This is a genomic window from Singulisphaera sp. GP187, from assembly GCF_900129635.1.
In the GTDB taxonomy this organism is placed as follows: domain Bacteria; phylum Planctomycetota; class Planctomycetia; order Isosphaerales; family Isosphaeraceae; genus Singulisphaera.
The window spans coordinates 820,751-845,928 of record NZ_FSRB01000002.1; the positions used below are offsets into that span (position 1 = coordinate 820,751).

At 60.9% G+C, this 25,178-nt stretch carries 23 protein-coding genes, 1 tRNA gene and 1 pseudogene; 19 read left to right on the forward strand and 6 right to left on the reverse strand.

Annotated features, from left to right (window positions below; all coding sequences use genetic code 11):
- Window positions 1-299 precede the first annotated feature (299 nt).
- The 5 genes from BUS42_RS27700 to BUS42_RS27720 all read left to right on the forward strand — a co-directional run bounded on the left by BUS42_RS27700 (window position 300) and on the right by BUS42_RS27720 (window position 5,003).
- The gene (locus BUS42_RS27700) at window positions 300-494 is read left to right on the forward strand and encodes a ribbon-helix-helix protein, CopG family (protein WP_074312431.1); all 195 of its coding nucleotides are present in this window, start codon (window positions 300-302) and stop codon (window positions 492-494) included.
- A complete protein-coding gene (locus tag BUS42_RS27705; RefSeq protein WP_074312433.1) occupies window positions 491-1,117 on the forward strand; it encodes a hypothetical protein in 627 nt (208 codons plus the stop codon). The genes BUS42_RS27700 and BUS42_RS27705 overlap by 4 nt, the downstream gene beginning before the upstream one ends.
- Complete coding sequence (locus BUS42_RS27710) at window positions 1,114-1,590, forward strand: helix-turn-helix domain-containing protein (RefSeq protein ID WP_083670696.1); 477 nt, start codon at window positions 1,114-1,116, stop codon at window positions 1,588-1,590. Before BUS42_RS27705 ends, BUS42_RS27710 begins: the two co-directional genes overlap by 4 nt.
- A gap of 52 nt (window positions 1,591-1,642) precedes the next feature.
- Window positions 1,643-2,551 (forward strand): ImmA/IrrE family metallo-endopeptidase, encoded by a 909-nt coding sequence (locus tag BUS42_RS27715; protein WP_216821094.1) that lies wholly within the window; start codon window positions 1,643-1,645, stop codon window positions 2,549-2,551.
- 1,084 nt (window positions 2,552-3,635) lie between these two features.
- On the forward strand, window positions 3,636-5,003 hold the full coding sequence (locus BUS42_RS27720; RefSeq protein ID WP_074304734.1) for a transposase: 1,368 nt from the start codon (window positions 3,636-3,638) through the stop codon (window positions 5,001-5,003).
- A gap of 937 nt (window positions 5,004-5,940) precedes the next feature.
- Here the strand turns inward: BUS42_RS27720 and BUS42_RS43130 are convergent.
- The 4 genes from BUS42_RS43130 to BUS42_RS27740 all read right to left on the reverse strand — a co-directional run bounded on the left by BUS42_RS43130 (window position 5,941) and on the right by BUS42_RS27740 (window position 9,154).
- Entirely contained in the window at window positions 5,941-6,240 is a 300-nt protein-coding gene (locus tag BUS42_RS43130) for a hypothetical protein (RefSeq protein WP_143206539.1), read from the reverse strand.
- Window positions 6,241-7,095: 855 nt separating this feature from the next.
- Entirely contained in the window at window positions 7,096-7,704 is a 609-nt protein-coding gene (locus BUS42_RS27730) for a hypothetical protein (protein ID WP_074312439.1), read from the reverse strand.
- 306 nt (window positions 7,705-8,010) lie between these two features.
- Window positions 8,011-8,364: a hypothetical protein gene (locus BUS42_RS27735; protein WP_074312441.1), complete on the reverse strand. Its 354-nt coding sequence runs from the start codon at window positions 8,362-8,364 to the stop codon at window positions 8,011-8,013.
- Window positions 8,365-8,947: 583 nt separating this feature from the next.
- Window positions 8,948-9,154, reverse strand: coding sequence for a hypothetical protein (locus tag BUS42_RS27740; RefSeq protein ID WP_074312443.1), 207 nt, complete (start codon window positions 9,152-9,154; stop codon window positions 8,948-8,950).
- Between the two features lie 222 nt (window positions 9,155-9,376).
- Between BUS42_RS27740 and BUS42_RS27745 the strand changes: the two genes are divergently transcribed.
- From BUS42_RS27745 to BUS42_RS27770, 6 genes are all read left to right on the forward strand, one after another.
- Window positions 9,377-9,592, forward strand: a complete 216-nt coding sequence (locus BUS42_RS27745; protein WP_074312445.1) for a hypothetical protein — start codon at window positions 9,377-9,379, stop codon at window positions 9,590-9,592.
- Window positions 9,593-9,677: 85 nt separating this feature from the next.
- The gene (locus BUS42_RS27750) at window positions 9,678-9,896 is read left to right on the forward strand and encodes a hypothetical protein (RefSeq protein ID WP_074315410.1); all 219 of its coding nucleotides are present in this window, start codon (window positions 9,678-9,680) and stop codon (window positions 9,894-9,896) included.
- A 119-nt stretch (window positions 9,897-10,015) separates the two neighbouring features.
- Window positions 10,016-10,558 carry a hypothetical protein gene (locus BUS42_RS27755; protein WP_074312447.1) on the forward strand — a complete coding sequence of 181 codons (543 nt, stop codon included), beginning with the start codon at window positions 10,016-10,018 and terminating at the stop codon, window positions 10,556-10,558.
- Between the two features lie 88 nt (window positions 10,559-10,646).
- Window positions 10,647-11,021 carry a hypothetical protein gene (locus BUS42_RS27760; RefSeq protein WP_143206540.1) on the forward strand — a complete coding sequence of 125 codons (375 nt, stop codon included), beginning with the start codon at window positions 10,647-10,649 and terminating at the stop codon, window positions 11,019-11,021.
- Window positions 10,999-11,190, forward strand: coding sequence for a hypothetical protein (locus BUS42_RS27765; RefSeq protein WP_074312451.1), 192 nt, complete (start codon window positions 10,999-11,001; stop codon window positions 11,188-11,190). Before BUS42_RS27760 ends, BUS42_RS27765 begins: the two co-directional genes overlap by 23 nt.
- Window positions 11,191-11,442: 252 nt before the next feature.
- The gene (locus BUS42_RS27770) at window positions 11,443-11,673 is read left to right on the forward strand and encodes a helix-turn-helix transcriptional regulator (RefSeq protein ID WP_074312453.1); all 231 of its coding nucleotides are present in this window, start codon (window positions 11,443-11,445) and stop codon (window positions 11,671-11,673) included.
- Here BUS42_RS27770 and BUS42_RS45460 read toward each other — a convergent pair.
- Window positions 11,655-12,215 (reverse strand): hypothetical protein, encoded by a 561-nt coding sequence (locus tag BUS42_RS45460; protein ID WP_074312455.1) that lies wholly within the window; start codon window positions 12,213-12,215, stop codon window positions 11,655-11,657. The two genes, BUS42_RS27770 and BUS42_RS45460, sit on opposite strands and share 19 nt — an antisense overlap.
- A 186-nt stretch (window positions 12,216-12,401) precedes the next feature.
- Here BUS42_RS45460 and xerC point away from each other — a divergent pair.
- A pseudogene (gene xerC, locus BUS42_RS46715) lies at window positions 12,402-12,842 on the forward strand (tyrosine recombinase XerC); the annotation flags it as partial.
- A 278-nt stretch (window positions 12,843-13,120) separates the two neighbouring features.
- Here the strand turns inward: xerC and BUS42_RS27785 are convergent.
- Window positions 13,121-13,194: transfer RNA gene (locus BUS42_RS27785), tRNA-Met, on the reverse strand.
- Window positions 13,195-13,494: 300 nt separating this feature from the next.
- Here BUS42_RS27785 and ettA point away from each other — a divergent pair.
- From ettA to BUS42_RS27820, 7 genes are all read left to right on the forward strand, one after another.
- On the forward strand, window positions 13,495-15,168 hold the full coding sequence (gene ettA, locus BUS42_RS27790) for an energy-dependent translational throttle protein EttA (protein ID WP_074312457.1): 1,674 nt from the start codon (window positions 13,495-13,497) through the stop codon (window positions 15,166-15,168).
- Window positions 15,169-15,325: 157 nt separating this feature from the next.
- The gene (locus BUS42_RS27795; protein WP_074312459.1) at window positions 15,326-16,120 is read left to right on the forward strand and encodes an enoyl-CoA hydratase; all 795 of its coding nucleotides are present in this window, start codon (window positions 15,326-15,328) and stop codon (window positions 16,118-16,120) included.
- Between the two features lie 232 nt (window positions 16,121-16,352).
- Window positions 16,353-17,915 carry a B12-binding domain-containing radical SAM protein gene (locus tag BUS42_RS27800; protein ID WP_074312461.1) on the forward strand — a complete coding sequence of 521 codons (1,563 nt, stop codon included), beginning with the start codon at window positions 16,353-16,355 and terminating at the stop codon, window positions 17,913-17,915.
- Window positions 17,916-18,272: 357 nt separating this feature from the next.
- Complete coding sequence (locus BUS42_RS27805) at window positions 18,273-21,527, forward strand: DUF1553 domain-containing protein (protein ID WP_074312463.1); 3,255 nt, start codon at window positions 18,273-18,275, stop codon at window positions 21,525-21,527.
- A gap of 78 nt (window positions 21,528-21,605) precedes the next feature.
- Entirely contained in the window at window positions 21,606-23,102 is a 1,497-nt protein-coding gene (locus tag BUS42_RS27810; RefSeq protein ID WP_074312465.1) for a DUF1501 domain-containing protein, read from the forward strand.
- A 187-nt stretch (window positions 23,103-23,289) separates the two neighbouring features.
- A complete protein-coding gene (locus BUS42_RS27815; protein ID WP_074312467.1) occupies window positions 23,290-24,285 on the forward strand; it encodes an ABC transporter ATP-binding protein in 996 nt (331 codons plus the stop codon).
- Window positions 24,272-25,177, forward strand: a complete 906-nt coding sequence (locus BUS42_RS27820; protein WP_074312469.1) for an ABC transporter permease — start codon at window positions 24,272-24,274, stop codon at window positions 25,175-25,177. Before BUS42_RS27815 ends, BUS42_RS27820 begins: the two co-directional genes overlap by 14 nt.
- Window position 25,178: the final 1 nt, after the last annotated feature.

The window sequence follows — 25,178 nt, forward strand, 5'->3', positions numbered from 1 at the left end:
AGTGCTACCGGTCGGAGCAAGGAGTGGCGCGGAGCGGGCAAGCCGAATGGCCGGTTCCGTGGCCGTGAAATTTTATCCATTAGGCAGGAAACAAGTTACGGCGAAAGCGTTGCGACCGGTTCCCTGGTTGAACTATTAAGAAGGGGGGCTTTGCCGTTGAGCAACAATCTTAGTTTACCCAATTGAACAGAAGAACGGAAGAATGGTTCAGCATGGTAAAATTGGCCAATTTTTGTTGACCGAATGCCGACAGATCCGTATAGTTTTCACAGGAGGCCACCTTGAAAGACAAACGCACAATGAGCCTCAACCTCACTGAGGCCGAGATGGAGGTTCTTGATGACTTGGCTCGCCGCAAAGACCTGACAAAAACGGCCGTCATTCGCCAGGCGATCCGCCTCTATCAACTTGTTGACCAACGGCTCTCGAAAGGAGAGAAGCTGGTTTTCGAGGATGAGGCTGCGAACAAAAAGTCGGAGCTAATGGTTCTATGAGCGTCTCGAAGATCGAGCTCGTGGATCATAGGACGGGCGAGCTTGTGAACGCGAGCCTCCGCCACGCTCTCACGGTCGACGACCTGTTTGCAGCGGAGGCCCATTGGGGTCCTATTCGTCTCCAGGCAATCAGGAGACTCTTTGGCGAAGGTTTGCCACCCGAGAAAATACCCCAGCATTATCACTGGAATTGGGGTCGAAAACAGGAACACCTTAGGTTTTTGGCCTATCAGTGCATCGGGATTGAATGCCAAGGTGATATGCAGGGACTCATGATGGTCAATTTGGCGACGCACTTCGCGCAATTTGACCCTGATCGTGCCAAGCCGATTGTTTATATAAACTACATCGAGAGTGCCCCGTGGAACCTGGCTCCATTCGTGAAAGAGCCACGATTTGGCGGAATTGGCACTCGGCTTTTCTCAGCAGCAATTTCTCTCAGCATGAGCGAAGGTTTTCATGGACGGATCGGCCTTCATTCGCTACCCCAATCGGAATATTTCTACAGTGGGATATGCGGTATGACTATGGGCGATCCTGATCCTGGAACTGAAGGGCTCAGATACTTTGAATTAACCCGTGATCAGGCTAAAGCCTTTTTACAGGGAACTCCAAGGCCATGACTCACTCCGTTCCCGACCGCGACTGGTTTCTGAAGAGGGCCAAGGAAGAGGCAAACACGTTCATTTGTGTCGGTGGACTTGCATGTTCGCTTCGCAACGTGGATCCTTCTGGCCACACTCACCGATCTCACGGCAAGTTGGCTTTCGCCAGGCTGATTCGCCTCCAAAGGCGGAATCTCCGTTTAACCACAGTTCAACTCGCCGAAAAGGCGGACATTGATCTAGATGAACTTGTCAGTATCGAGACTGGCGACGATTTTGTGCCCGAACCGAGAACAATTTCTCAGTTGGGGAAGGCACTTCGGCTTCCCGAACAACGACTGATGCAGTTGTCGGGTCTGACCGAAGCCAGAGACGAGCAATTCAACCAAGCCGCCGTCCGCTTTGCTGCCAGTTCTGAGCCTCTCGAAAAATTATCTTCCGAAGAGAGAAAGGCTCTCGAAGAGTTTGTGAGGATTCTGGCCAGGGCGTGATTTTCGGAAAATTACCTTGCTGGCGGGAGAATCCGGATTGCGGAACACATTCTTGAAGGAACGAACTGCACGCGACATTGATGGGCAGGTCGCGAAAATCCTGCAAGGCCTCGGCAATCCGGATCCTCCGATCAGACTCGAGGATGTACGAGATCTCTTATCTCTGGACCTACGATACTTTTCGTCGACCGACGACGGGCTGATTCGCGAGCTAGCCCACAACATGCGGGTAGCAGGCAAACAAATACTTCTCAGGCCCACGCTACTTCTTGATGCAATCAAAACATTTAAATTGGCTGCACTGTATCTTCCTGATCGCAAAAGAATCATGATCGATTCATCAATGCCACCAATCAAGCAAAGATGGGGCTACGGGCACGAAATTGGACACAGCATTATACCTTGGCATAATAACTACATGCTTGGAGACGATCAGCAGACTTTGACTCCTGCTTGCCACGAACAACTCGAATCCGAAGCAAATTATGCAGCAGCACGAATTCTTTTCATGCAAGGCAAGTTTGAATCTGGAGTTTCCGCAAGCAGCCTCAATTTTTCTCAAGTAAAAGCACTGAGCAAAGCGTTCGGAAACAGCATGACAACAACACTGTGGAGAGTTGTGGACTTCCTTGATATTCCGGCTATCGGCGTAATAAGCGGACATCCCAAGCGGATTCTAGAGGACTTTGACCCTGCAAACCCATGCAAATATTTTATTCGATCAAAGCCATTTTGTGTCCAATTTGACCACTTAAGCGAGACCGACCTTTTTGCTATCATTTCGGGCTACTGTAAATACTCAAAAAAAGGACCATTGGGCTCTGAAGAGGTAGAATTAATTGACAGAAATGGCAAACGGCATGTCTTTCTATTTGAAACTTTTCATAATAGTTATGACGCCTTGACTTTGGGGGTATACCGGCGGCCTGGCACTTTCGCCATCTCCCCGTGCACTCATTAGTTGAGCGCAATCGCCTTCTCGTCGTCCCTTCACGACTGATCCCCCCCCCCCCCCCCAGAATTTTCCTGATGAAATGATGCGGGCCTATGTTGCTCGCCATCGCACTTCCTTCCCTGCATTCCCCAACCTCTCGAACTCCCGGTCTCAGCAGACGAACACTCGGCAAACTCCACCTTGCCTACGGTCAACCTAACCAGTTGAACCGGCCCCTTGCGACTCGGGATCAAACCGGTCAGCCAGGCTATGCCGATGGGCCTGGGCCTCGTCTGGAAGCGTCGTCAAAAGGCCTGACAGCCTGACGCCTGTTGAGCCCTTGCAAGCCACCCAGTCGAGCCGTCCGAACCCACGACGACAAAGCCCCGTCGCTCCGCATGATCGCGGGCCGGCGGGGCTTTTGCATGCGCGGGGTTCTCTTGCGCTAGCCACGTCCAAGCATGCCCACCTCCCTGGCTTGCTCGACTGCCCGCCGCCACCTCCTCCTGGGTGGCTCCCTCGGCACGGGTGAGATTCTCCCCATTACGTCCCGATCCGATCCAACCCCGCTCGCCCGACCCGCCCACGAACGCGCCCGCCCGATCGACCAACCGGCCCGTTCCCCGGTTACAATGGCCCTGGCGACGTCTTGCAATGGACCTGACGACGTCTTCCACGGCCAGTTCTCCCGGTCGGGGTTCTCAGTGATGGCACTCCCTCAGTTCCGACTCCGAACTTTGATGATCGTCGTGGTGGTCACCGCTCTTGGCCTAGGCCTGGTGGTCCGAAGAGGACGGCTCCTGAGACTCGGCTCATACCACGCAAGCCAATCGACTCTGACGATGACATATCAAGTGGACGGAGCGACGGCAGGCTACGACGCGGCTCTACAGCCGGGTGCGATTGCCTTTTCGACATCTCGCAGCGCGTGGCATGCAACGTCAGTAACTCGGCGTCGTCAACAACGGATGTAACTCTCACCGGACCAGAGAATTACTGCCGCTCCGTGGCTGCGGTTCGTTCGAGAGAAGGGGGGGCAAAAAATCGCCGTTCTTCGTCATGATGGGTGCGGCTAGCAACCGGCACTCACCTGGATTGAGGAAGAACGGCGATGAAGGCAGCTCGGACGCTGCAAGGCTTGCAGCAACCGCAGTCGTTGATCGGCTATGTCCGACAGTTTCTCACCCCGACGGTCTGGAAGCAAGCCCGAGGGGTTGTTCCTCAAAGGCGGTCGGCGCCGCGGTGGGATCTCCAGCCACTGGTCGTGGTCATGCTCGCCATGACCTGGGCCACCGGCGACTCCGAGTCCGAGAGGTTTGAGAAGGCCCGGGGATACTACGTCGCCTGCCATGAGTCGCGAAGACGCCCGGGAAAGACCCTCGTCGGCTTCCAGAAAGCGATGCGACGCGTCCCCATGCGACAACTCAGGGCGTTGGCCGCGGGGGTTCGGCAACAGATCCACGCCCGACTGGGGTCGCGGCGGATTGTCGACGGCTTCGAGCCGATGGGCTGCGACGGCTCGCGGATCGAGTGCCCCCGCACCCCCGAGTTGGAACGGGGACTCGGGCAGGCCGGCAAGAACGACGCGGCCCCCAACGTCTGGCTGACGGCGTTCGTCCACTTGCCCACGGGACTGCTTTGGTCGTGGCGACTCGGCCCGGGCACCGCGGCCGAGCAAGAGCATTTGAGGCACTTGCTCGCCACCCTCTCGCCCGAGGCCCTGATCGTCTGCGACGCCGCTTATATGGGCTTCGATCTGGTCCGGGCGATCCTCGGTGTCAAGCGATCGTTCCTGTTCCGGATGTCGTCGCGGGTCGACCTCTACACCCTCGAAGTGGCGAACCTGGAGGATTGGACCGAAGGCCCTGTCTTGTACTGGCCGAACTATGTCCAGAAGAAAGGGGAAGCGCCGATCCAATGCCGCTTGATCCGGATCCCGGCCAAGGGCAAGGGTAAGGGGTCGGTCAAACGCGACGTCTGGCTCCTGACCGACGTCCTCGACCCAGCCCGGATGTCGGCGGCGACGGCCGCCAAATTCTACCGCTGGAGATGGCGTAATGAAGGACTATTTCGCACATACAAGCGTATAATCAATAAATTGAAACTCGCTAGCCGCACGGTGGCCTTGGTGCATCGCGAGGCCGAGTTGTCACTGCTGGCCACGCAGATCCTCCTGGCGCATGCCGACCTGGCGCTTCGGCCGGCGTCGGCGTCGGCGACCGATGGCCCAGTGATCAGCCCCCGCAAAGTTCTGATCGAGATCCGCAAGGAGATCGACGCGGCCGTGAAACCCAAGGCCAAGTGTTACCACAAGCGACTCGCGGGCTGCCGCGCCGGGTGCCGGAAGCAGAAGAGCCCGAAAGCCACACGCAAGTGGCCTCGTCGCAAACCGCATAAGCCGCCGAAACCGCCTGTGCTCCACACCCTGACTCAGGAACAGAAAGCCTTGCTAAACAAGCACATGAGTGCAGTAGGATGAGGCATCAGTAATCGACGTTGCGTGGCATGCGAGGATGTCCGCTAAATACTATCAGGCTGCGTCCCATCCCTGGCTCCCCGTCTCGCCCGACCCGCCTGAGCCGGAATGAGCGGCCGTCCCCCCCCCTCTGGGTGGCATCATACCTCCCCCGCCACATCCCGGCCTCACGCACCCCCGGTCCCGGCAGACGAACACCCCGCCAACTCCACCTTGCCCACGGTTAACAGAACCGTTGAGCCGATCCCTGCCAATGACGTGGGGACCGCTCGCAAGCGACTGATGCGAGAGCCGGGGGAGTTGGTGTGCGCGGGTCGCTCGGCGACTGCGTAGGGAGCGTGAACCCAGGGCTGGCGTGAGAAGGATGCGATAACTCTGTCCAACTACCTTAGCTACAAGGAACATGGCATGCACTGGCACCAAGCATCGCTCACGTGATGGCTGTTCCGGTTTTGCATTAGATTTACAAAAATTCAAAAAAGGGAGTTGCCATGGGACGGTGTGATACTGATAATCATAGAAGTGCCCAGGATGAACGTGAACGCCCGGGAGCTAACCAGGGCGTTCACATGCTAACAAAGCTCAACCGATCAGATTGCTTTGGTCCTTCTCTTTGCTCGGAACTCCTTCTAGCTTCCGATACCGGTCTTTAGCTTGAGTCTTCATTTCCTCTATCTCGTGGGGCAAGAAAATCCCTGCGTCACAGAGACGGTCCCACCGGTCAAACTGCCAGATTAGACATCTTGCCGAACGAAACCAAAGGACAACGGGCACGAGCGCGACCAGATAGCCCCCTAGGAAAGCTGTGGTCGTGTCGAGATTAAATAGCGGCTTGCAAATTAACAACGCTAGTCCACTGCCGCCTAAGGCCAGTCCCTCTTGCAAGGAGACCGCCAAGGTGAACCTCGCGAAAGCTCTCAACTTTCGCGTCATTAACCAATCAAGCACGGGATGTGTGCACCATGGCGCCAATCAGAAAACTTGGAACAAAGCCCGCAAGAAAACCAAGTTCGATGGGCCATCCCAGCAGATAAGCAAGTGACATACCTGCACCGCTTGAGATTATTACCACGCTAGCCGAATCGTGATAGTTGAAGGAACCATCAATGAGCCTGTATGCGCGTCCGCACATGGTGCGTTGCGGCTCAGGCTGGCACTTACTCCCACCGCCCGCTTCCATACCTTCTGGAGCCAGGCGAACACTGTGATCAGCCGTTGACATTGGATCGTCCGATTTCATGGGCGGGCCTCCGTGCTCTTCCCCTTAGGGGAGATCTCGAGGCGCCGCTGGTGCAATGGCGAAGTTGCAATTCGTCGGGCGCCGATCCCCCAAGGATTCGGACAATACCCAACCGCCCGATCGAGGTCTAGGGACATTATTGCCCTTCCCCGCAAAGCGTCATTCTACGTCTACTCCCCCAAGACGCGAAAGACCCCAAATCCGGAAATAGTGTAAAAATTGGGCAAAACTGGGGTCTTTGGGGCAGAAGCATAACAAAGGGGAGTGTGCTTGTGCGTTTTATAAGACACCCGCACACGGGGTGCCACCCGGACCCTTTTTGCCCAATTCCCTCAACTGCTTCGCCCATCCTGCTGACCCTTACCACAAGCCGATACTCCTTCCCTCCCACTTGCACGGCCGTAACTGCGGCCAGCACTAGGCAGGTGAGATTCGCACGAAGGGGCGGGGCGATTGCGATCCGCTTCGCAAACGCTTGCCCCTATATTCTAGAATTCTGCGATCCAGAGTTTGTCGCTGAAGCGGCGCAATTGCGGCGAATCTACGCCAAACCGCCAATTTTAGGGCCGTTTGCGATACCTTCCTGGGATCGCCTGGATCGCACCGACATCGCGGCAAAATATCCGTTCACCTTGGCAAGTCGTCGTTTCTAGTACGAAACCTGCGATCTTGTCTCGGATGCCAACCGCGTGGGTCGTTAGTAGTACGTTTGAGGGCCAGCAAGGTTCGAATCTGCAGCCGCCACTCAAACCTCAATCCTCGCAGTCCTCGCGGCCACCCAGATGACGTGGGCCGCTCTGCCCGGGACAGCCACGCTCGTGCCAGCCCCCTGGGCAGCTTGCCCCATTTTTACTTTCAAAAAGCCGGCGGCCGGTCAGGATCAGCTTGCACGGTTTGGGGAGCGGCGGCCGAACTTACCCTCTTGCTTGACGCTGGCCCTGGCCCTGGCCCTGGCTCTGGCCCTGGCCCTGGCATCAACGGCCGAAACAGGACGACGATGACGCAGGTCGCTGGGAGGGCAACCGCCAAGCCTACCACGATCGGTTGAGCGGTCTCGGGCAGGGCACGGAACCAACCGAACCGGATGACTACCCGACTGAACCATGCCCAGGCTTGTCGGCGGGCTTCATCGGCTCGCTCCATCGCGGCCTCAAGGGCGGCATCGCGCTGGGCGTCGAGTTTGGCTCGCCTTGCCGCAATCAACGCGTCTCGGTCCTGCTGATGCTTGCGTCGTCTCGCCTCCTCCTGGGCGGCTTGTGCGGCTTGCTCGGGAGTGATCGTCACCGCTTGGACCGGTGGAGGGGCGGTGTACGTCTGGGTCGGCAATAGGGCTTCAATCAAGCAACCGAGCGGCCCAAACAGGAAGCCGATCACAAGCCCCTCTGAAGAACTTCTCCCTTTAACCGAAGCTATCCAGCTACCGAATAGGGCGAACATCACCCAGAGCGCGAGCAGAAAAAACATCGTTCTCAACTCCTGAAAGCTACTTTATTCCAATGACCCCATGCTGCCACGAATCTGACCTTCGATCAGAACATTCGTCCAGGGGTTGGGATTATTCTGACCGCGCATGAAAAAACCGCCCCCCAGTGATTGGCGAGCGGTCTCGGGGTGGGCCAGGTGGGCCGATCAGATCAGACGGGCCGGGGGGAGGAGGCCGCCCAGGTGGAGGCCAGCCATCACGCCGCTTCGACCAGTCGCCTCCCCTGGCTTGGGCGGCCGGTTGATCTACCAATGGCTTATCCGTGGTAATCGGCGACCATTTATTCGCTACCATCCCAAGGGAGGGTTCTTGAAGTAAAAGAGTGGATCGTCATCCTGCCCAGCGTCAGGCTCTTCTTTCTTCTCGTCCCCTTGTTCTTCGCGGCCCGTCGATCTAAAACCCTCCGGCAAATATGCTGGATCGGGCTCTTTGCCCCGCGCCTTCATGCTGGCCGCAACCATCAATTCAAGCTCGGCCATGATGGGGGCAAGTTCTTGTTCTAAATGCTCGGCTCCCTTTTCGTCGATCGTCCGCCTCGCCCACAAGATGAGCAAATTTACAAGCAATTGTTGATTTATTCTCGCGCCGAGCAAGGCCATGCTATTGCGTTCGCTCAGAAGGGCGACGACCTGATTGAGCATTCCGTGAAGAGGCTCCAGCGTTTGGGTGCTCAATGGAACGTGAAAAAATCGACTCCTAGTCGATCGCCATGTCGGTTTTCGCTCCCGCTTGCTGGCCATAGCTAGACCCTGCCTTTCCCGAAAATTCTGCAATTGCCGGAATTCCAATAGGACGGTGTTCGTCCGTACCCTCCCGAATATTTATGATGATGCAGAATCCCGACGATTTCATGAGCAATTCAATTTGTGGGCAAGTACTGAGCTGCCCTGTGCGGGGGCCTCCTTGTCAGCTTGAACGCCAGGCGAGTTGGTGCCAGGCTCAGCAGTTCAGACAAGGGCCGAAACCCCGGCTCGGTCGCCCGCCAGTTGGGCGGCATGGGCCGATGCCGCTTGTCCCTGCCCCCAGGCGCCTTCCTGCAATTCCTGCAATAGATAATAATATGTGGTTTTTATGTTGATCGGCGGCGGCATTCCCGTTAAGTTGACTTGGATGTCCCGCTCTTCCGATGTCTGGCCAGTCTAAAGAGGCCGTCGATGATGACGGATGCCAATGACGACGCCACTTGCCATATCCCAGATCTCGTCCCGCCTCAACGACAGCCGATCATGGCACTCGCTTGGGTGGCTTGCGAACCTGAAGCTTCTCAGCAAGAAGCTTCAGCGCCTGTTCGACTGTGGTTGTCAGGGGGGCGCTGTTCGCTTCGGCCAGTTCGTCCAGCCAAGCCTTCCACTCTTCCGTACCGCGTAACACCAGCACGTTCTTCAGTTGAGACGGGGTGACCTTATCCGTCTCCGGTCGTTTCTTGGCCATGATGGCACCTCGCTTTCTCGCCGAAGCATAGACTAGTCTAGGGCTAGTGGCAAGCCAGTCACAGAAATGTGAGGTTTCCCAAGTTCTCGTTTGACATGAGACTAGTCTGAGACTATACTTCAAATGTCGAGGGAAGGAACGGCCGACCTGAGACGAAAACGGGGCCGCGAGTGCTAGTAACACTCCGGCCCCACGGGAAACCCTGAGCAAACAGGATCTCCGATGAACATTATCCTCGCTGCCGCTCCGGTTGACAAGCCCCGGTTGACCACTGGCCGATTCGCTTCACCCGCCTCTCCCTGGGCCATTACCGAAGTCCTGACCCCTCACTATGAAATCGGCTACCGCGTTGGCCCGAACGGCCGAATCTACGCGTCGAAGGCCGCCGCCGAGCGGTTTGCCCTGGCCCGTCAGAACCGCTTGGTTCGCCCCAACTGATCGTCTCCCGATGGGCCGCCCGGCGATGGGCCTGGGCGGCCTGGACCGTGATTCCGAACACTCACGACCCGGGAGACTGACGACAATGGCCACGAGAACCGCAACCGCCCGATCGCTCAAAGTCGCCTGCCCGTTCTGCATGGCTGGCGAGGCGATCACACTCGACCTGAACGACCTGCGGGCCTGCACGTGCGAATCATGCTCTGAGTCATTCAGCCCTCAGCAGGCTTACGACCGGGCCGCCGAGCTTGCGGCCAAATGGGCCAGCGTCGTGGCCTGGATCGAATCCGCCCCGGTCACGTGACAACCGCTCAGAGGCTACCCAGCAGGCTGCATTCGCCGGGTGGGTAGCCGACAGCCACCCTCGTTCATTGTGTTCCTTGCCTTCCCGAAGCTGTTCTCAAAACTCAGGAGTCTCAAACGATGACCAATGCTTCCAAGCTGACCGCCGCGTCTTTCGATTTCAACGGCGAGTGTCGGCCCCTGACGATCGACGAATTAGACCAGGCTCGGTTCTTCGTCAAACACCTGGACTTGGCCCGTGGCTTCGTCGATGGACAATTCGGGCATGCCGATGAAACTGATGAGTTTCGGGCCGCCCGCGAACGTTACGAGTCGTTCGAGGGGGATGAGCGTGCCTACCTCAAGGCCGCCCGCGAAGATCGGGATTTTCTCTTGCCAGACGACCTTCAGAGCTACGCAGGCTACTCGGCGAACCTTTACGAGCCGGGCACCATGGAACGAGCGGTCTGGTCGATTCTGCGATCCGCAGAGGTTGACGTAATCCGTCTCATCGACGCTCTAGCCAATGTCGCCGCGCCCACGATGCCCGGAGTGGAGTCCGATCCGCCGCGCCTGGTCTTGGATGGCCGCTGGTTCTCCTTTGCGTTCCTGGACGAAGACTGCGATGTGCGTGACGCTCGCCTGATCGTCGAAGACGCAAGGGAATTGGCAGGGGCGTACTGAGCGAACGACTCCCGTCATGCGGCCCGAGAGCCGATCAACCCCAAGGTTGACTCTCGGGCCGCCCGAGAAGGCAGTGAGGCAGATTCCCGTGGACTTGATCGTCGACACGCCGTACGAATTTCCGGGATTTCTTCCTCAGCCGGCTCTCTGCCGCCTCAGAATCTTTACGGCGGGGCTCGATCGGCCGCCGATCGTCATTGCAAGCGATTCGCCCCTCTATCGCGGTGCGAGCATCACGATGTACGTTGAAAATCTGGCCGCGATCGTCTGCCGGGATTTCCAGATCGCCCCGGACGCGATGATCTGGATCGAGCACTATCGCAAGTGGCGAAGTTACGGGGAGACATTTAGATTTGTGGAATTTCAAGTCAAGCCCAGGAATGGCGAGCCATGGAAGCCGGCTTGGCACTTCACGGACCGGCCCACGGTAGAGAGACTGGTTGGCGGGCCGCTTACAGACTGATGCCAGCCTGGAAGGGTTCACCCCGGCCGATAGGGCCAGCCTCCTCATCGACGGTCGCCAGTTCTCGGTCACGTATCTTGATGAGGATTACAACCCCCGAGACGCGAGGCTGATCGTCGGGCCTGCGGCCGGCTGCCAGGGCGATGATGGGAACGTGCTGGCCAACTAACAACTGGCCGGTTGAGCCAGAGATGGAGCGCAAGAGGCTGCCCAGGGAGATGCCGACGTTCGGCCTCTCTTGGGTGGCCTTCTCTCTATGATGCCGGCAAACCACATAAAACCTAGGAACCTAGGAACCTAGGTTCAATGTGAATATCTTTATTCGACGCTTGACGAAAACTAACTGATCCGATAGATTCTAATCCAGTCGACCGACGTACAGTGACGCGGCCTGACGGGACATCTGATTCGGAGAGCAAAGATGAGCCGACGAACCAACCTGGCCAACACGATCCCCGCCCCGACTTCCGCCCTCGAACCCCTGCTCGGGGTGGATGATCTCGCCGATACTCTCGCCGTTGGACGCCGGACCGTCGAGCGGATGCGATCGGCCGGCAAGCTACCACGGCCAGACCTGCACATCGGCCGGCTACCACGCTGGCAGGCCGCAACGATCCGTGGGTGGCTGGCCGATCAGGTTGGGACCAACTGAGCGGAAAATGCCAGGGCAACGGGACACCAAGGCGAGGGGGCGAAGCAATGGCGTCTTTCAGGAAGCGTGGGGCGGTATGGTACTTCCGTTTCGTCGATGCCGATGGTGTGAAACGCGAGGTTAAAGGTTGCCCGGATCGTCGGGCGACGAAGGAAATGGCCAATGAGGCCGAGTCCGAGGCCGCCAAGATCCGATCCGGGGTGATCGAGCGTGACACGAAGACTCAGGTGAAGGTTGGTCGTCTGCCGGTCGGCGACCTGCTGAACGAGTTCCATGCCCACCTGATCGCCAAGGGGAACACGGCCAAGCATGCCGACCTGTTCGTTGACCGCGCCCGGCGTGTCGTCGCTCTGGTCAAGGGCGGTTCTCTGGCCGACATCGACCCGCCCCGTACAGCCTCCGCCGCCGATCGCTCCCGAGCCTCTGCCCTGGCGGGCAAGCTGTTGGCCAATGCCCGAATCAGCGACCTGTCTTCCACGGACGTTCAAGCGGCCTTGGCGACTCTGAGGGATGGTGGCCGATCGTTGGCGACCTGCAACCATCACCGGGCCGCGATCCGGGGGTTCACGTCATGGCTTATCAAGGATAAGAAACTCAGGGCGGATTCTCTCGCGGGAGTCGTTGGCTTCAATGCCAAGGAAGATCGTCGACACGACCGACGTACGATCAGCTTGGAGGAGTTGCGGCGTGTTGTCGAGGCTGCCCAGGTGGGGGCGAACTATCGCGAGATGTCCGGGCCGGCGCGTGCCCTCTGCTATCGCCTGGCAGTTTCCACCGGCCTTCGCTTCTCGGAGATCGCGAGCATCACGCCCGGGTCGTTCGACTGGTCGGCCGATTCTGCCACAGTAACAGTCGCGGCGGGTTACACGAAGAATGGCGATCCTGCCACGCTCCATTTACCCGCAGATGTCGCCGCCGACCTTCGCCGCTGGGTGGCCGCCCTGCCCGCCGGCTCGCCAATCTTCCTGCTACCCAGTCGAGGGGCCGATATGCTCAAGGTGGACTTGGACGCCGCCGGTGTCCCCTACCGAGATGCAGCCGGGCTGGTGTTCGACTTTCACGCACTCCGTTGCCAGTGTGCGACGTTGGCTGACGAGGCCGGAGGATCGCCCCGGCTGGTTCAGCAGATGATGCGGCACTCCGACCTGAAATTGACTGGCCGCTACACTCGCCATCGCAACGCGGAGATTGAGCGAGTGGCCCATCAGCTACCCAGCTTGGGGCGAGGCACGCCTTTGCCGGAACTTGCACCGATTGGTACGGACGTTCAACCCATCAGTGAACGCTTTGCCCACTATTTGCCCACCGTAGGGGACGTGACAAGTTGCGTCACGATACGACAGGTCGAAATGTCCGAGACAGAACGTTTGGGACCGACGAGCCATAACCTATTAGGGCTGACGGGGATTGACGCTTCGAGGCGGGATCTGACGGGGACTGTCGTGAATAGCGGCGGAGGGACTCGAACCCCCGACACGCGGATTATGATTCCGCTGCTCTAACCAACTGAGCTACGCCGCCCCAGTGAGGGGACTGAACTTACCAGATCGCTCCTCGGACTTCAAGCGTGACTCCCGGTTGAGGTCGATTTTTTTTGCGGACAGCTGATTCGTGACCTTCCGCAATGGCCACGGGGAACTCGACGGCCGGAAGGTGGAGGAGACCGCGGCTTGTTGATCCTGCCGCGCACGCTTGAGGGGCGGGCGGAACGGGCTATTCAGCGGGTGGGGTCATCGGGTCTACTGGGTGATGGAAAACAGCGAGCGTTCGCCCGCCGCGGAGGCAGGCGGCGTCAGTGGCGCATCGGGATCTTGACGCGAAATGCCCCCACAGTATCTCTTTACGATCGAAAATCTGTCCAAGGCCCACGCGAAGAGAGACATCCTCAAGGGGATCTGGCTGTCGTTCTACCCCGGCGCCAAGATCGGGGTGCTCGGCGGGAACGGGGCCGGTAAGAGTACGCTGCTCAAGATCATGGCCGGGGTCGATAAAGACTTCCTCGGCACCGTGCGGCCTGCGCCTGGGATCACGATCGGATACCTGCCCCAAGAGCCGGTGCTCGACCCCTCGCTCGACGTCCGCGGCAATGTCGAGCAGGCGGTGGCCCACATTCGCGGGCTGCTGAACCGGTTCGACGCGATCAATGCCCGGCTTGGTGAGCCGATCGACGCTGACGAGATGGACAAGCTGCTCGAAGAGCAAGGCAAGGTCCAGGATCAGATCGAGACGACCGAAGGGTGGGACCTCGACCGCCGGGTCGAGATCGCCATGGACGCGATGCGCTTGCCCCCGGGCGAGGCCGACGTCTCGACCCTCTCCGGTGGCGAACGACGCCGGGTGGCGCTCTGCAAGATCCTCCTGCAACGCCCCGACATGCTACTGCTCGACGAGCCGACGAACCACCTCGACGCCGAAAGCGTCGCCTGGCTCGAACGCCACCTCCATGACTATACGGGGACGGTCATCGCGGTCACCCACGACCGCTACTTCCTCGATAACGTGGCCGGCTGGATCCTCGAACTCGACCGCGGCCAAGGGATCCCGTGGGAGGGGAACTACACCTCCTGGCTCGAACAGAAACAGGCGCGGCTCGCCCTGGAAGAAAAGCAGGAGAGCAACCGCCGCAAGACGCTCGCTCGCGAGCTCGAGTGGGTCCGGTTGGCCCCTCGCGCCCGGGTCGCCAAGAACCGGGCTCGGCTCCAGCGCTACGAGCAAATGGCCAGCGAGGATGTCGATCGGCGGGACGAGGCGATCGTCTTGCAGATCCCGCCCGGCCCCCACCTCGGCGATCTCGTCGTGGAGGCGGACAACGTCAAGAAGGCGTTCGGCGACCGGCTCCTGTTCGAGGAGATGAGCTTCCGCTTGCCCCCTGGCGGCATCATCGGCGTGATCGGGCCCAACGGCGCGGGCAAGACGACGCTCTTCCGGATGATCGTTGGCCAGGAGACCCCCGACGACGGGGCGCTGCGGGTCGGCGACACGGTCGTCACCTCGTACGTCGACCAGAACCGCGACGCCCTGAATCCGGAAAACTCGATCTTCCAGGAGATCAGCGGCGGGCTCGATGTGGTCACGCTCGGCAAGCGCAAGATCCCCTCACGCGCCTACGTGGCCCAGTTCAACTTCAAAGGGCCCGACCAGGAGAAGAAGATCGCCAACCTCTCGGGTGGCGAACGGAACCGGGTCCACCTGGCCAAGCTGCTCAAGAGCGGAGGGAACCTGCTCCTGCTCGACGAACCGACCAACGACCTCGATATCGACATGCTCCGGGCCCTGGAAGAGGCGATCCTCGACTTCGGTGGCTGCGCGGTGGTGATCAGCCACGATCGCTGGTTCCTCGACCGGATCGCGACCCACATCCTCGCCTTCGAAGGGGATAGCAAGGTCGTCTGGTGCGACGGTAACTATCAGGCCTACGAAGCCCAGCGCCACGAGCGACTGGGGACCGACGCCGATCAGCCCCACCGCATTCGCTACAAGGCGCTGCGACGCTGATCGATCAGTGAATCGAACCGAGCTGTTTCCCTGACTGACGACCTTTTGCGGGGTGTCACGAAAACCGTGGCACCCAGAATTCCCTTGTCCCTGGTTCATGTCGTCTGGTTCGAGATAGGTTGTTAGGTCGATATCCAAAAAACATGATGGAGGCGAGATGGACGCCGCGACGGAAAGACAGCCCGAGGAGCTGGAAGTCCGGATCGAAGAGGGCGTTGTCTCGCTGGTCTTGAATCGCCCCGAGACGCGGAATGCGCTCTCGCGAACGCTGCTCGGGCGGCTCGAGGAAACGCTTGCGGCAATCGAGGCCGACCCCGCCGCGCGGGTCGTGATCCTCGGCGCACGCGGCCCCGTCTTCTGCGCGGGGCACGACCTCGGGGAGATGACGAGCCGGTCCGAACCGGAGTATCGCGACCTGTTCGCGGCCTGCTCGCGGGTGATGCTCCAACTCCGTCGACTCCCTCAACCCGTGATCGCCCGGGTGCAAGGGATGGCGACCGCCGCCGGCTGCCAACTCGTCGCGGCCTGCGACCTGGCGGTGGCCTCGACGGAGGCCCGGTTCGCGACCCCGGGGGTCAAGATCGGCCTCTTCTGCACCACGCCGATGGTCCCGCTCGTCCGCGCCATCCCCGACAAGGCGGCGATGGAGATGCTTCTGACCGGCGCCCCGATCTCGGCGGAGCGGGCCCTGGCCCTCGGGCTGGTGAATCAGGTCGTCCCGGCGGGGGAGCTCGACGCCGCGGTCCGCGAACTGACCGGCACCCTCCTGGCGATGAGCCCGCTGACGATCGGGCTCGGCAAGCGGGCGTTTTACGAACTCCGCGACCTCGACGAGTCGGCCGCCTACGCTCGCGCGGTCGACGTGATGACCGAGAATGCCCTCCAGCATGACGCCCAGGAAGGGATCGCGGCCTTCCTCCAGAAACGCAAGCCGAGCTGGACCGGGGACTGAAGATCGGCCCTTCTATTCCTCGATTGCCAAATCTTGGGATGGGTCGAATGACGACTGCTGCCCTCCATGTCTTCCCAGGTTTCCTCGGCCTCTGTAAACCACCGAGATTTCAGCAAGAAAACAAGCCGGGAGAGGTTTGGCTTTCTAGGTGGTCCGGATAAGATGCAAGTTGCGCGTGGGCGGGAGCACGTGCAACAGGCTGAGCATGAGGCGAACGAGGAGCTTACCCTCCATGGCCGATATTGTGTTCATCAATCCGCGTTTTGAGGTGTCGTACTGGGGCATGGAACATGCCTTGCCGTTTATGGGCAAGCGGGCCAATTTGCCGGTGGCCTGCCTCCCCTTGTTGGCCGCGCTGACGCCTGGCGAGCACACCGTCACGCTGGTTGACGAGAACGTGGAAGCGATCAACTATGAGCGGTTGGCCAAGGCCGATATCGTCGGCGTGACCGGGATGAGCGTGCAGCGGTTCCGGATGAAGGAGATCCTGACCGAACTCAAACGTCGCGGGGTGTTTACGGTGGTCGGCGGGCCACTGGTCACGGTTCAGGAAGACTACTTCGGCGACCTGGCCGACGTGATCTTCATCGGCGAGGCTGAGGAGACCTGGCCCCAGTTTCTCAAGGAATGGAAGCAGGGGTTGCACCAGGTTCGTTACGAGCAGCTTGAGAAGACGGACATGGCGACGGTGCCGACGCCACGCTTCGACCTGCTCAAGATGCGGCACTACATGTTCGGGAGCCTCCAGTTCTCACGCGGTTGCCCGTTCCAGTGCGAGTTCTGCGACATCATCGTGACGTTCGGCCGCCGGCCTCGTATCAAGACGAGTGCCCAGATTCTCGCCGAGCTCGATGCGGTTCATGCGCAAGGGGTCGATATTGTTTTTATTGTTGACGACAACTTGATCGGCAATAAAAAGGCAATCAAGGAAGTTTTGAAGGATGTGGTGGCCTGGCAAGTCAAGCACGGCTATCCGCTCACGTTCTTCACCGAGGCCTCGATCGACCTGGCCGACGACCCCGAGCTGATGGAAATCATGGTCGAGGCCAACATCCTGGCCGTCTTTGTCGGGATCGAGAGCCCCCGGGAAGAGTCGCTCCGCGAGACCAAGAAGTTCCAGAACGTCCGCACGGGGGGGACCCTTCTGGAGAAGGTCCACCGCGTTCAGGATGCCGGCATCGAGGTTTGGTGTGGGATGATCCTCGGCTTCGACAACGATGACGCCACGATCTTCGACGCCCAGCGCGAGTTTATCAGGGACGCGCGGATCACCAGCACGATGATCGGGATGCTCTACGCGATTCCGAAGACCCCGTTGCACGCGCGCCTGGCGGCCGAAGGTCGGCTCGACCCGGCCGACGAACCGGAGTATGGCACCAACGTCATCCCCTTGAAGATCAGTCGTGAAGCGCTTCGTGACGGCTACGTCAGCGTCATGAACGACCTGTACACGGCCGAGGCCTACTTTGGCCGGCTCGACGCCCTGTACATTGACGCCAAGATCAAGATGGGCCAGGGGCGGGCCCGGTACTGGCGGAAGCATCCCTGGGCCGGCTTCAAGACGAACGCGATCTGGACTGTGCAGTCGATCGGCCTCTACATCCGAATCATGCGCGGCATCCCCGAAGTGTCGCTGCGCCGTGAGTACCGCAAGCGGATCTGGAACCTGGTCAAGGCCAGGCCCGACCCCGGTCTTGTGCTCTTCTATATCATCAAGTGTGCCATGCACTATCACGCCTATTACATGGCCAAGCAGATGGCCACCGGTCGGAGTCCGATTTTTAACTCTTACTGAGGGGGGAGCCCGGTTCGAAGTCGCGAGAGGGCCAGAGTTTCGCCGCTGGATTTGGCATTTCGCGGTCTCCCGTGCGCTCCGGGCCGATTCCATGGTGGGCCGTGCATACCCTGACAAGAGAAAAAGTCTTGATTTGAATGCTCTTGTAGGGTGGGCACGGCCCACCGTCTTCGGCTCGAGCCCACCTGATGAAGTCGGCCGGGTGAAGGGTTGAGGCTGTTCGTGCGGGAGCGTATCCTGAAGACGACCGCTCCCGATGGCGACATTTGAATAAGTGCGATCTCCGCCCACGAGTCCATCGCGGATTGATTCCGTTGTGGAATCGACCTTCCTCCCGGCTGTCGAGGCTGAACCACAATGCTTGCTGGGATCCTCCTCACTGTGGCTGTCACCGTGGCCGAACTGCCGCCCGCCGCCACGGGGCCGGTCGACTTCGTCCGCGACATCCAGCCGATCTTTCAGCGGGCCTGCCTCAAGTGTCACGGGCCCGAGAAGCAGAAGGGGGGCTTTCGGCTCGACGTCAAGGCTGCCGCACTCAAAGGGGGGGATAGCGATACTCCCGCGATCGTGCCGGGGGAGAGCGCCGGCAGCCCTTTGATTCAGTTCGTGGCAGGCGTCGATCCCGACATCAAGATGCCGCCGCAGGGCGCTCCGCTGACCGCGGAACAGGTCGGCTTGCTCCGGGCCTGGATCGACCGGGGAGCGATCTGGCCCGACTCCGCGAGCGCCCCGAGCGAAGACGCCTTGAAAACGCACTGGGCGTTTCAGCCGGTCAAACGGCCGGCGGTGCCGGCGATCGCGGGGGCGGAACCGACGCCGAGCCGCCAGCCGATCGACGCCTTCATCGCGGCCAAGCTCGCCGAGAACCGGCTGATCATGGCCCCCGAGGCTGACAGGCGGACCTTGGTGCGTCGGCTCTATTTCGTGCTCCATGGGCTGCCGCCCACGCCCGAGGAAGTCGCCGCGTTTGTCGCCGACGACCGCCCTGGGGCCTACGAAGCCCTCGTGGATCGGCTGCTCGACTCCCCGCGCTACGGGGAACGCTGGGCGCGACACTGGCTCGACATCATGGCGTTCGGCGAGACCGACGGGTTCGAGGTGAACACACCGCGCGCCAATGCCTGGCCCTATCGCGACTATGTCATTCGCGCCTTGAACGCCGACAAGCCGTACCCCGAGTTCATCAAGGATCAACTCGTTGGTGATGCGACCGGCGAAGATGCCGCCACCGGCTTCATCGTCGCCAAGGCCGCACTCCTCCCCGGTCAGACCGGCCGCGACATCGAGTCGATCCGGCTCGCGCGCCAGGATCAACTCAATGACATGGTGCTCAACGCAGGGTCGACGTTCCTCGGCCTGACGATCCACTGCGCCCGCTGCCACGACCACAAGTTCGATCCGATCTCGCAACGCGACTACTACGCGATGACCGCGATTTTCGCCGGCGTGCGGCACGGCGAACGCCCGCTCCGCGCGGCGGACGATACGGAGCGGCGGCTCGCGGCGCAAGCGTTGAAGCCGCGGATCGCCGCCCTCGAAACCGAACTCGCCCGGTATGAGCCTCTGGCCGATCCTTCGATCGTCGAGTCGAAGCCGACCGATCCCCGGTTCAACCAGGAGACGTTCCCGCCGACCCGCGCCAGGTTCGTCCGGTTCACGGTTCAGGACGCCAACCTGCACCCATCGTTCGGCCTGATTGAGCCCTGCCTCGACGAGCTCGAGATTTTCACGACGGACGAAACGAACGTCGCGCTGGCCAAAACGGGGGCGAAGGTCTCGGCGTCGGGCACGATTCCCGGGTCAAGCATTCACCGGCTCGAACATGTCAACGATGGCAAGTATGGGAATAGCCGGAGCTGGATCTCCGACGAAAGAGGTCGGGGCTGGGTGTTGGTGGAACTGCCCGACGAGGTGACGATCGCCAAAATCGTCTGGAGTCGCGACCGTGAGGGAACCTATACCGACCGCCTCGCAACGGCCTATACGATCGAGGCCGGGCCTTCGCTCAACGCGATGAAGCCGGTTGCGGGTCGGTTGCCGTTACGCTCCGCGGTGAGTCCGCGGCTGACGGTGGACCGGTTCCGGCCGGTCGCGGCGAAGCGGTTGAGGTTCACGATCCTTGCCTCGAGCAATATTGAGCCATGTCTCGATGAGTTGGAAGTCTTCACGTTTGGTCCTCATTCACGCAACGTGGCGTTGGCCAGTGCGGGGGCCAGGACGAAGGCTTCGGGCACGTACCCTGGGTCCCCCATCCACCGGCTCGAGCACCTGAACGACGGTCGCTATGGCAATGGGCGGAGCTGGATCTCCGACCAGAACGGGCGGGGCTGGGTGGAAATTGAGTTTCCGGAAACCAACACGATCGACCGCGTGGTCTGGGCCCGCGATCGCGAAGAGGCCTATGCCGACCGGCTGGCGACGAGGTACCGGATCGAGGTGGCCGACGCGTCGGGCGACTGGACGGTCGTCGCCACGTCTCAGGATCGGCGCCCCTATGTGGCCGGCGCCCCGTTCTCTGCCGTCGAATCGACCGCGGGGCTCGATGAGGCCGAGGTCAAGACGCTCCACGCACTTCGCGAGGAGAAGCAGACGCTCGAGCAGCGGGTCGCCGAGTTGACCCGAGCGTCGTTGGTTTATGCCGGCATCTTTGCCCAGCCTGATGAGACGTTCCGCCTGAGCCGGGGCGACCCGATGCAGCGCCGCGAGCCGGTGGACCCGGGCGCGCTCGCGCAACTGCCGCCGAAGCTCGAGCTGGCCGCCGATGCGCCCGATCAGGTCCGTCGCTCGAGCCTGGCGAACTGGATTGCCGACCCCGAGAATCCGCTCACGGCCCGGGTGATGGTGAACCGGCTCTGGCACTATCACTTCGGCGAAGGGCTGGTCAACACGCCGAGCGATTTCGGTCGCAACGGGGCTCGCCCGGTGAATGGGCCCCTGCTCGACTGGCTGGCGAGCGAGTTCGTGGCGCGGGGCTGGAGCCTCAAGGCGATGCACCGCCTGATCGTGACCTCGGCCACCTTCCGCCAGTCGAGCCGGCCCCGTGCCGATGCGATCGCGGTGGACTCGGGCACGCGCTTGCTCTGGCGTTTTCCGCCCCGCCGGTTGGAAGCCGAGGCGATTCGCGACTCCATCCTCGCGGTCGCCGGCACGCTCGACCTTCGCATGGGGGGCCCCGGTTACAGCGCCTTTGCGCCGAACACGAACTACGTCCGGGTCTACAACCCCAAGACCGAGTACGGCCCGGCGGACTGGCGGCGGATGATCTATCAGACCAAGGTCCGCATGGCGCAAGACTCGACCTTCGGCGCCTTCGACTGCCCCGACGCCGGCCAGAACCAGCCGAGTCGCCCGCGGTCCACGACCCCGTTGCAGGCGCTCAACCTATTCAACAGCCAGTTCGTCGCCCAGCAGGCCGGGCAACTCGCCGACCGGCTCAAACGCGAGGCGGGGGACGACTTGACGAGGCAAATCCAACTTGCCTATCGACTCGCGCTCGGTCGCGAACCGGACGGCGAGGAGACGCGACTTTGCACTTTGCTGGCTCAAGACCAGGATCTCGCGACGTTTTGCCGGGTCTTGCTCAATACGAATGAATTCTTGTTTGTGCCATGACTTGACCGAATCCCGCTAATTTTCAAGCGGTTTCCGGCGCGTAGCCATCTTAAACATCATGATGGTGGAGTCTCTCCGATGCCTGATTCTTCCTTGTCCAACGCAGGCCGCGGGTTGCTGAACCGCCGGCAATTTCTCGAACACGCCGGTACGGGGCTGGGCGGGATCGCGCTGGCGAGCCTGCTGGCGAATCAGGGCTTGCTGGCCGCGGAGAACGAGCGCACGCCGATCCGGCCGGTGATCCGCCCTGAGAACCCGCAGGCTGCGCGGGCGCCGCACTTTTCGGGCAAGGCCAAGCGGGTCCTGGTGATCTTTTGCTCGGGCGCGTGCAGCCAGCTCGAGTCGTGGGACTATAAGCCTGCCTTGATCAAGATGGACGGCCGGCCGATGCCAGGGGCGAAGGAGGGTTTTCTCACCTTCCAAGGGGAGAATGGTAACCTCGTCCGGCCCCAATATGCATTCAAACCGCGCGGGCAGAGCGGCAAGATGATCTCTGAGCTGTTCCCGCACCTGGGCGCGCTCGCCGACGACCTCTGCTTCATCCACTCGATGACCGCCAAGAGCAACACCCACGGCCCGGCCGAAAACCAGATGAGCACCGGGTTTACGCTCGACGGTTTTCCGAGCATGGGGTCATGGGTCTCGTACGCGCTCGGCTCGGAGGCCGACGACCTCCCTGCGTTCGTGGCGATCCCGGACCCGCGCGGGGTGCCGCAGGCGGGGGTGAACAACTGGGCTAATGGCTTCCTCCCTGCGGTCTTTCAAGGCACCCCCTTCAACGCCCAGAAGCCGATCTACAACCTCGAGGCGCCCCGAAACCGTTCGCCCGTGAGCAATGTCGCCGCACGTGATCTTCTGAAGCGGCTGAACGAACGGCATCTCGCCGAGTACCCGGGCGACTTCGAGCTCTCCGCGCGGATCGCCAGCTACGAGCTGGCCGCCAAGATGCAGCTCTCCGTCCCCGAGGTCGGTGACCTTTCAAGGGAATCGGCCGCCACCCTGCGCGACTACGGCGCGGATGATTCCGACCCGGTGCGGAGCGGCTTCGCCAAAAACTGCATCCTCGCCCGCCGCCTGCTCGAGCGCGGGGTGCGGTTTGTTCAACTCTTCAACGGTTCCTACGCGATGGGTGAGGGAATCGGCAATTGGGACGGCCATCGGAAGCTCAAAGAGCAGTATGATATCCACGCGCCGATCCTCGACCGCCCCGCCGCCGCGCTGATCCGTGATTTGAAGCAGCGCGGGTTGCTCGAAGACACGCTCGTCGTCTGGACGACCGAGTTCGGCCGGATGCCGACCTTCCAAAAAGGGGCGAGCGGCCGCGATCACAACCCGAACGGCTTCACCGCCTGGCTCACCGGCGCGGGGGTGAAACCGGGGTTCAGCTACGGGGCGACCGACGACCTCGGCCACAAAGCCGTCGAAGGGGTCACGACGATTTATGACCTCCACGCGACCATCCTCCATCTCCTCGGCCTCGATCACGAACGCCTCAGTTATTATCACAACGGCATCGAACGCCGTTTGACGGACGTCCACGGTCACGTCGTGAAGGACATCCTCACCACGGTCTAGCCGACCCTGCTTTTCGCACGCCTCTCGGGAATGCGCTCGCCCTTTTGTGAATGGGCTCGCGTGGAAAAACCGAACGGCCGGGATCATCCTTAATCGGGGCAAACTTCGGTTCCCCTTTGATTCCTGGCCCTCGTCCCTACAATGGGAGGGTCAAAAAACACATTCAACGGCTGTGCGAGCGATCCTGATGCCAATTATTGAGGCGGAGGGTCTGTCGAAGACCTACCGCGTCTTTCAGAAAAAGGACGGCGTGCTGGGCGCGATGCGTGGGCTCTATCGTCGCGAGTACAAGGAAGTTAAGGCGGTCGACCAGGTCGGGTTCTCGATCGAGCCGGGAGAGATGGTCGCCTTTCTCGGCCCCAATGGTGCCGGCAAAACGACGACGCTCAAGATGCTCTCGGGGCTGATCTATCCGACGAGCGGCACCGCGCAGGTGCTCGGGTTCACCCCCTGGCAGCGGCAGGACGCCTTTCGTCGCCAGTTCGCGCTCGTCATGGGGCAGAAGAACCAGCTCTGGTGGGATCTCCCCGCCTCGGACAGCTTCCAGCTCCACCGCGAGATCTATTCGATTCCCGCCGCTGAGTTCAAGAAAACCCTCGACGAGCTGACCGAGCTGCTCGGGGTCGAGAAACTGACCCGCCAGGCGGTCCGCGAGCTCTCGCTGGGCGAGCGGATGAAGATGGAGCTGATCGCGGCCCTCTTGCACCAGCCGCAATTGTTGCTCCTCGACGAGCCGACAATCGGCCTGGACGTCGTGGCTCAGGTTGCGATTCAGAAGTGCCTGCGCGACTATCACACCCGCCGCGGCATGACGATGCTCCTGACGAGCCACTACATGCGCGACGTCGAAGCGCTCTGCTCGCGGGTCCTGGTCATCACCCACGGCACCTTGGTTTACGACGGACCGCTCTCGGGGATCACCGAAAAATTTGGGTCGGCGAAGCTCGTTCGCCTCGACTTCGTCGAAGGGGTCGTCCCCGACGGACTCGAACGCTTTGGCGAAGTGACCCGCAGTGACGGCGCTTCGGCCGACCTGAAGGTCGAGCGATCGAAGGTGGCCGAGGTCCTGGGAGCGATCCTTGACCGGTACGCGGTGGCCGACGTCAGCGTTCAGGACCCGCCGCTCGAACAAGTCATCGCTCGCGTCTTCGAGGAGGGGCGCAAAACTCATGACGCCGCCTGACACTCTGACGACGACCTTGCTCGCCCCACTGATCGATGATCGGGAGCCGACGCCCCCCCACAGCCCATCCGCGGGCCCTTGGGCGACCTTCCGCAAGTACTACAAGATCTTTCGCGCCTCGCTGGTCGAGCGAATGACCTACCGGGGCGACTTCCTGTTCGGCACGATCCTCCGGTTCCTGCCGATGATCACCACGATCTTGCTCTGGCGGGCGATCTACGACGGCGCGGGGGAATCGAAGCTGGCTGGGTTCAGCTACCGGGAGATGATCGCCTACCTGCTCCTGACCAACATCAGCCGGATGTTCTCGAGCATGCCGGGCCTCGCGGGAGGGATCGCGCGCGACATCCGCGAGGGGACGCTCAAACGCTACATGCTCCAGCCGGTGGACATGATCGGCTACCTCCTCTGCTACCGGATCGCGCACAAGGTGGCCTATATCGTCACCTCGTTCTTGCCCTATGCCCTGCTCTTCTACCTCTGCCGGAACTACTTCGACGGGTTCCCCGACGCCTTGACGATGGCGGCCTTCTTCTTATCGCTGGTGATGGGCTTCCTCGTCGGGTTCTTCTTCGAGGCGAGCGTCGGGACTGTTGGCTTCTGGTTCCTCGAGGTCACGTCGCTGCTCTATATCGTGATGACCTTGAACTTCTTCATCTCGGGGCACATGCTTCCGCTCGACCTGCTCCCCGAGCCCTGGTCGACCATCCTCAAGGCGTTGCCGTTCCAGTACATGGCCTATTTCCCGGCCGTGGTGTTCCTGGGCAAGGTCAAAGGGATGGCCCTGGTCTATTACCTGGTGGCCGAACTGTTCTGGGTGCTCTTTTTCCTGGTGATGGCGAAGGTGCTCTACCGCTTTGGGCTCCGCCGCTATAGCGCCTACGGAGGTTGAC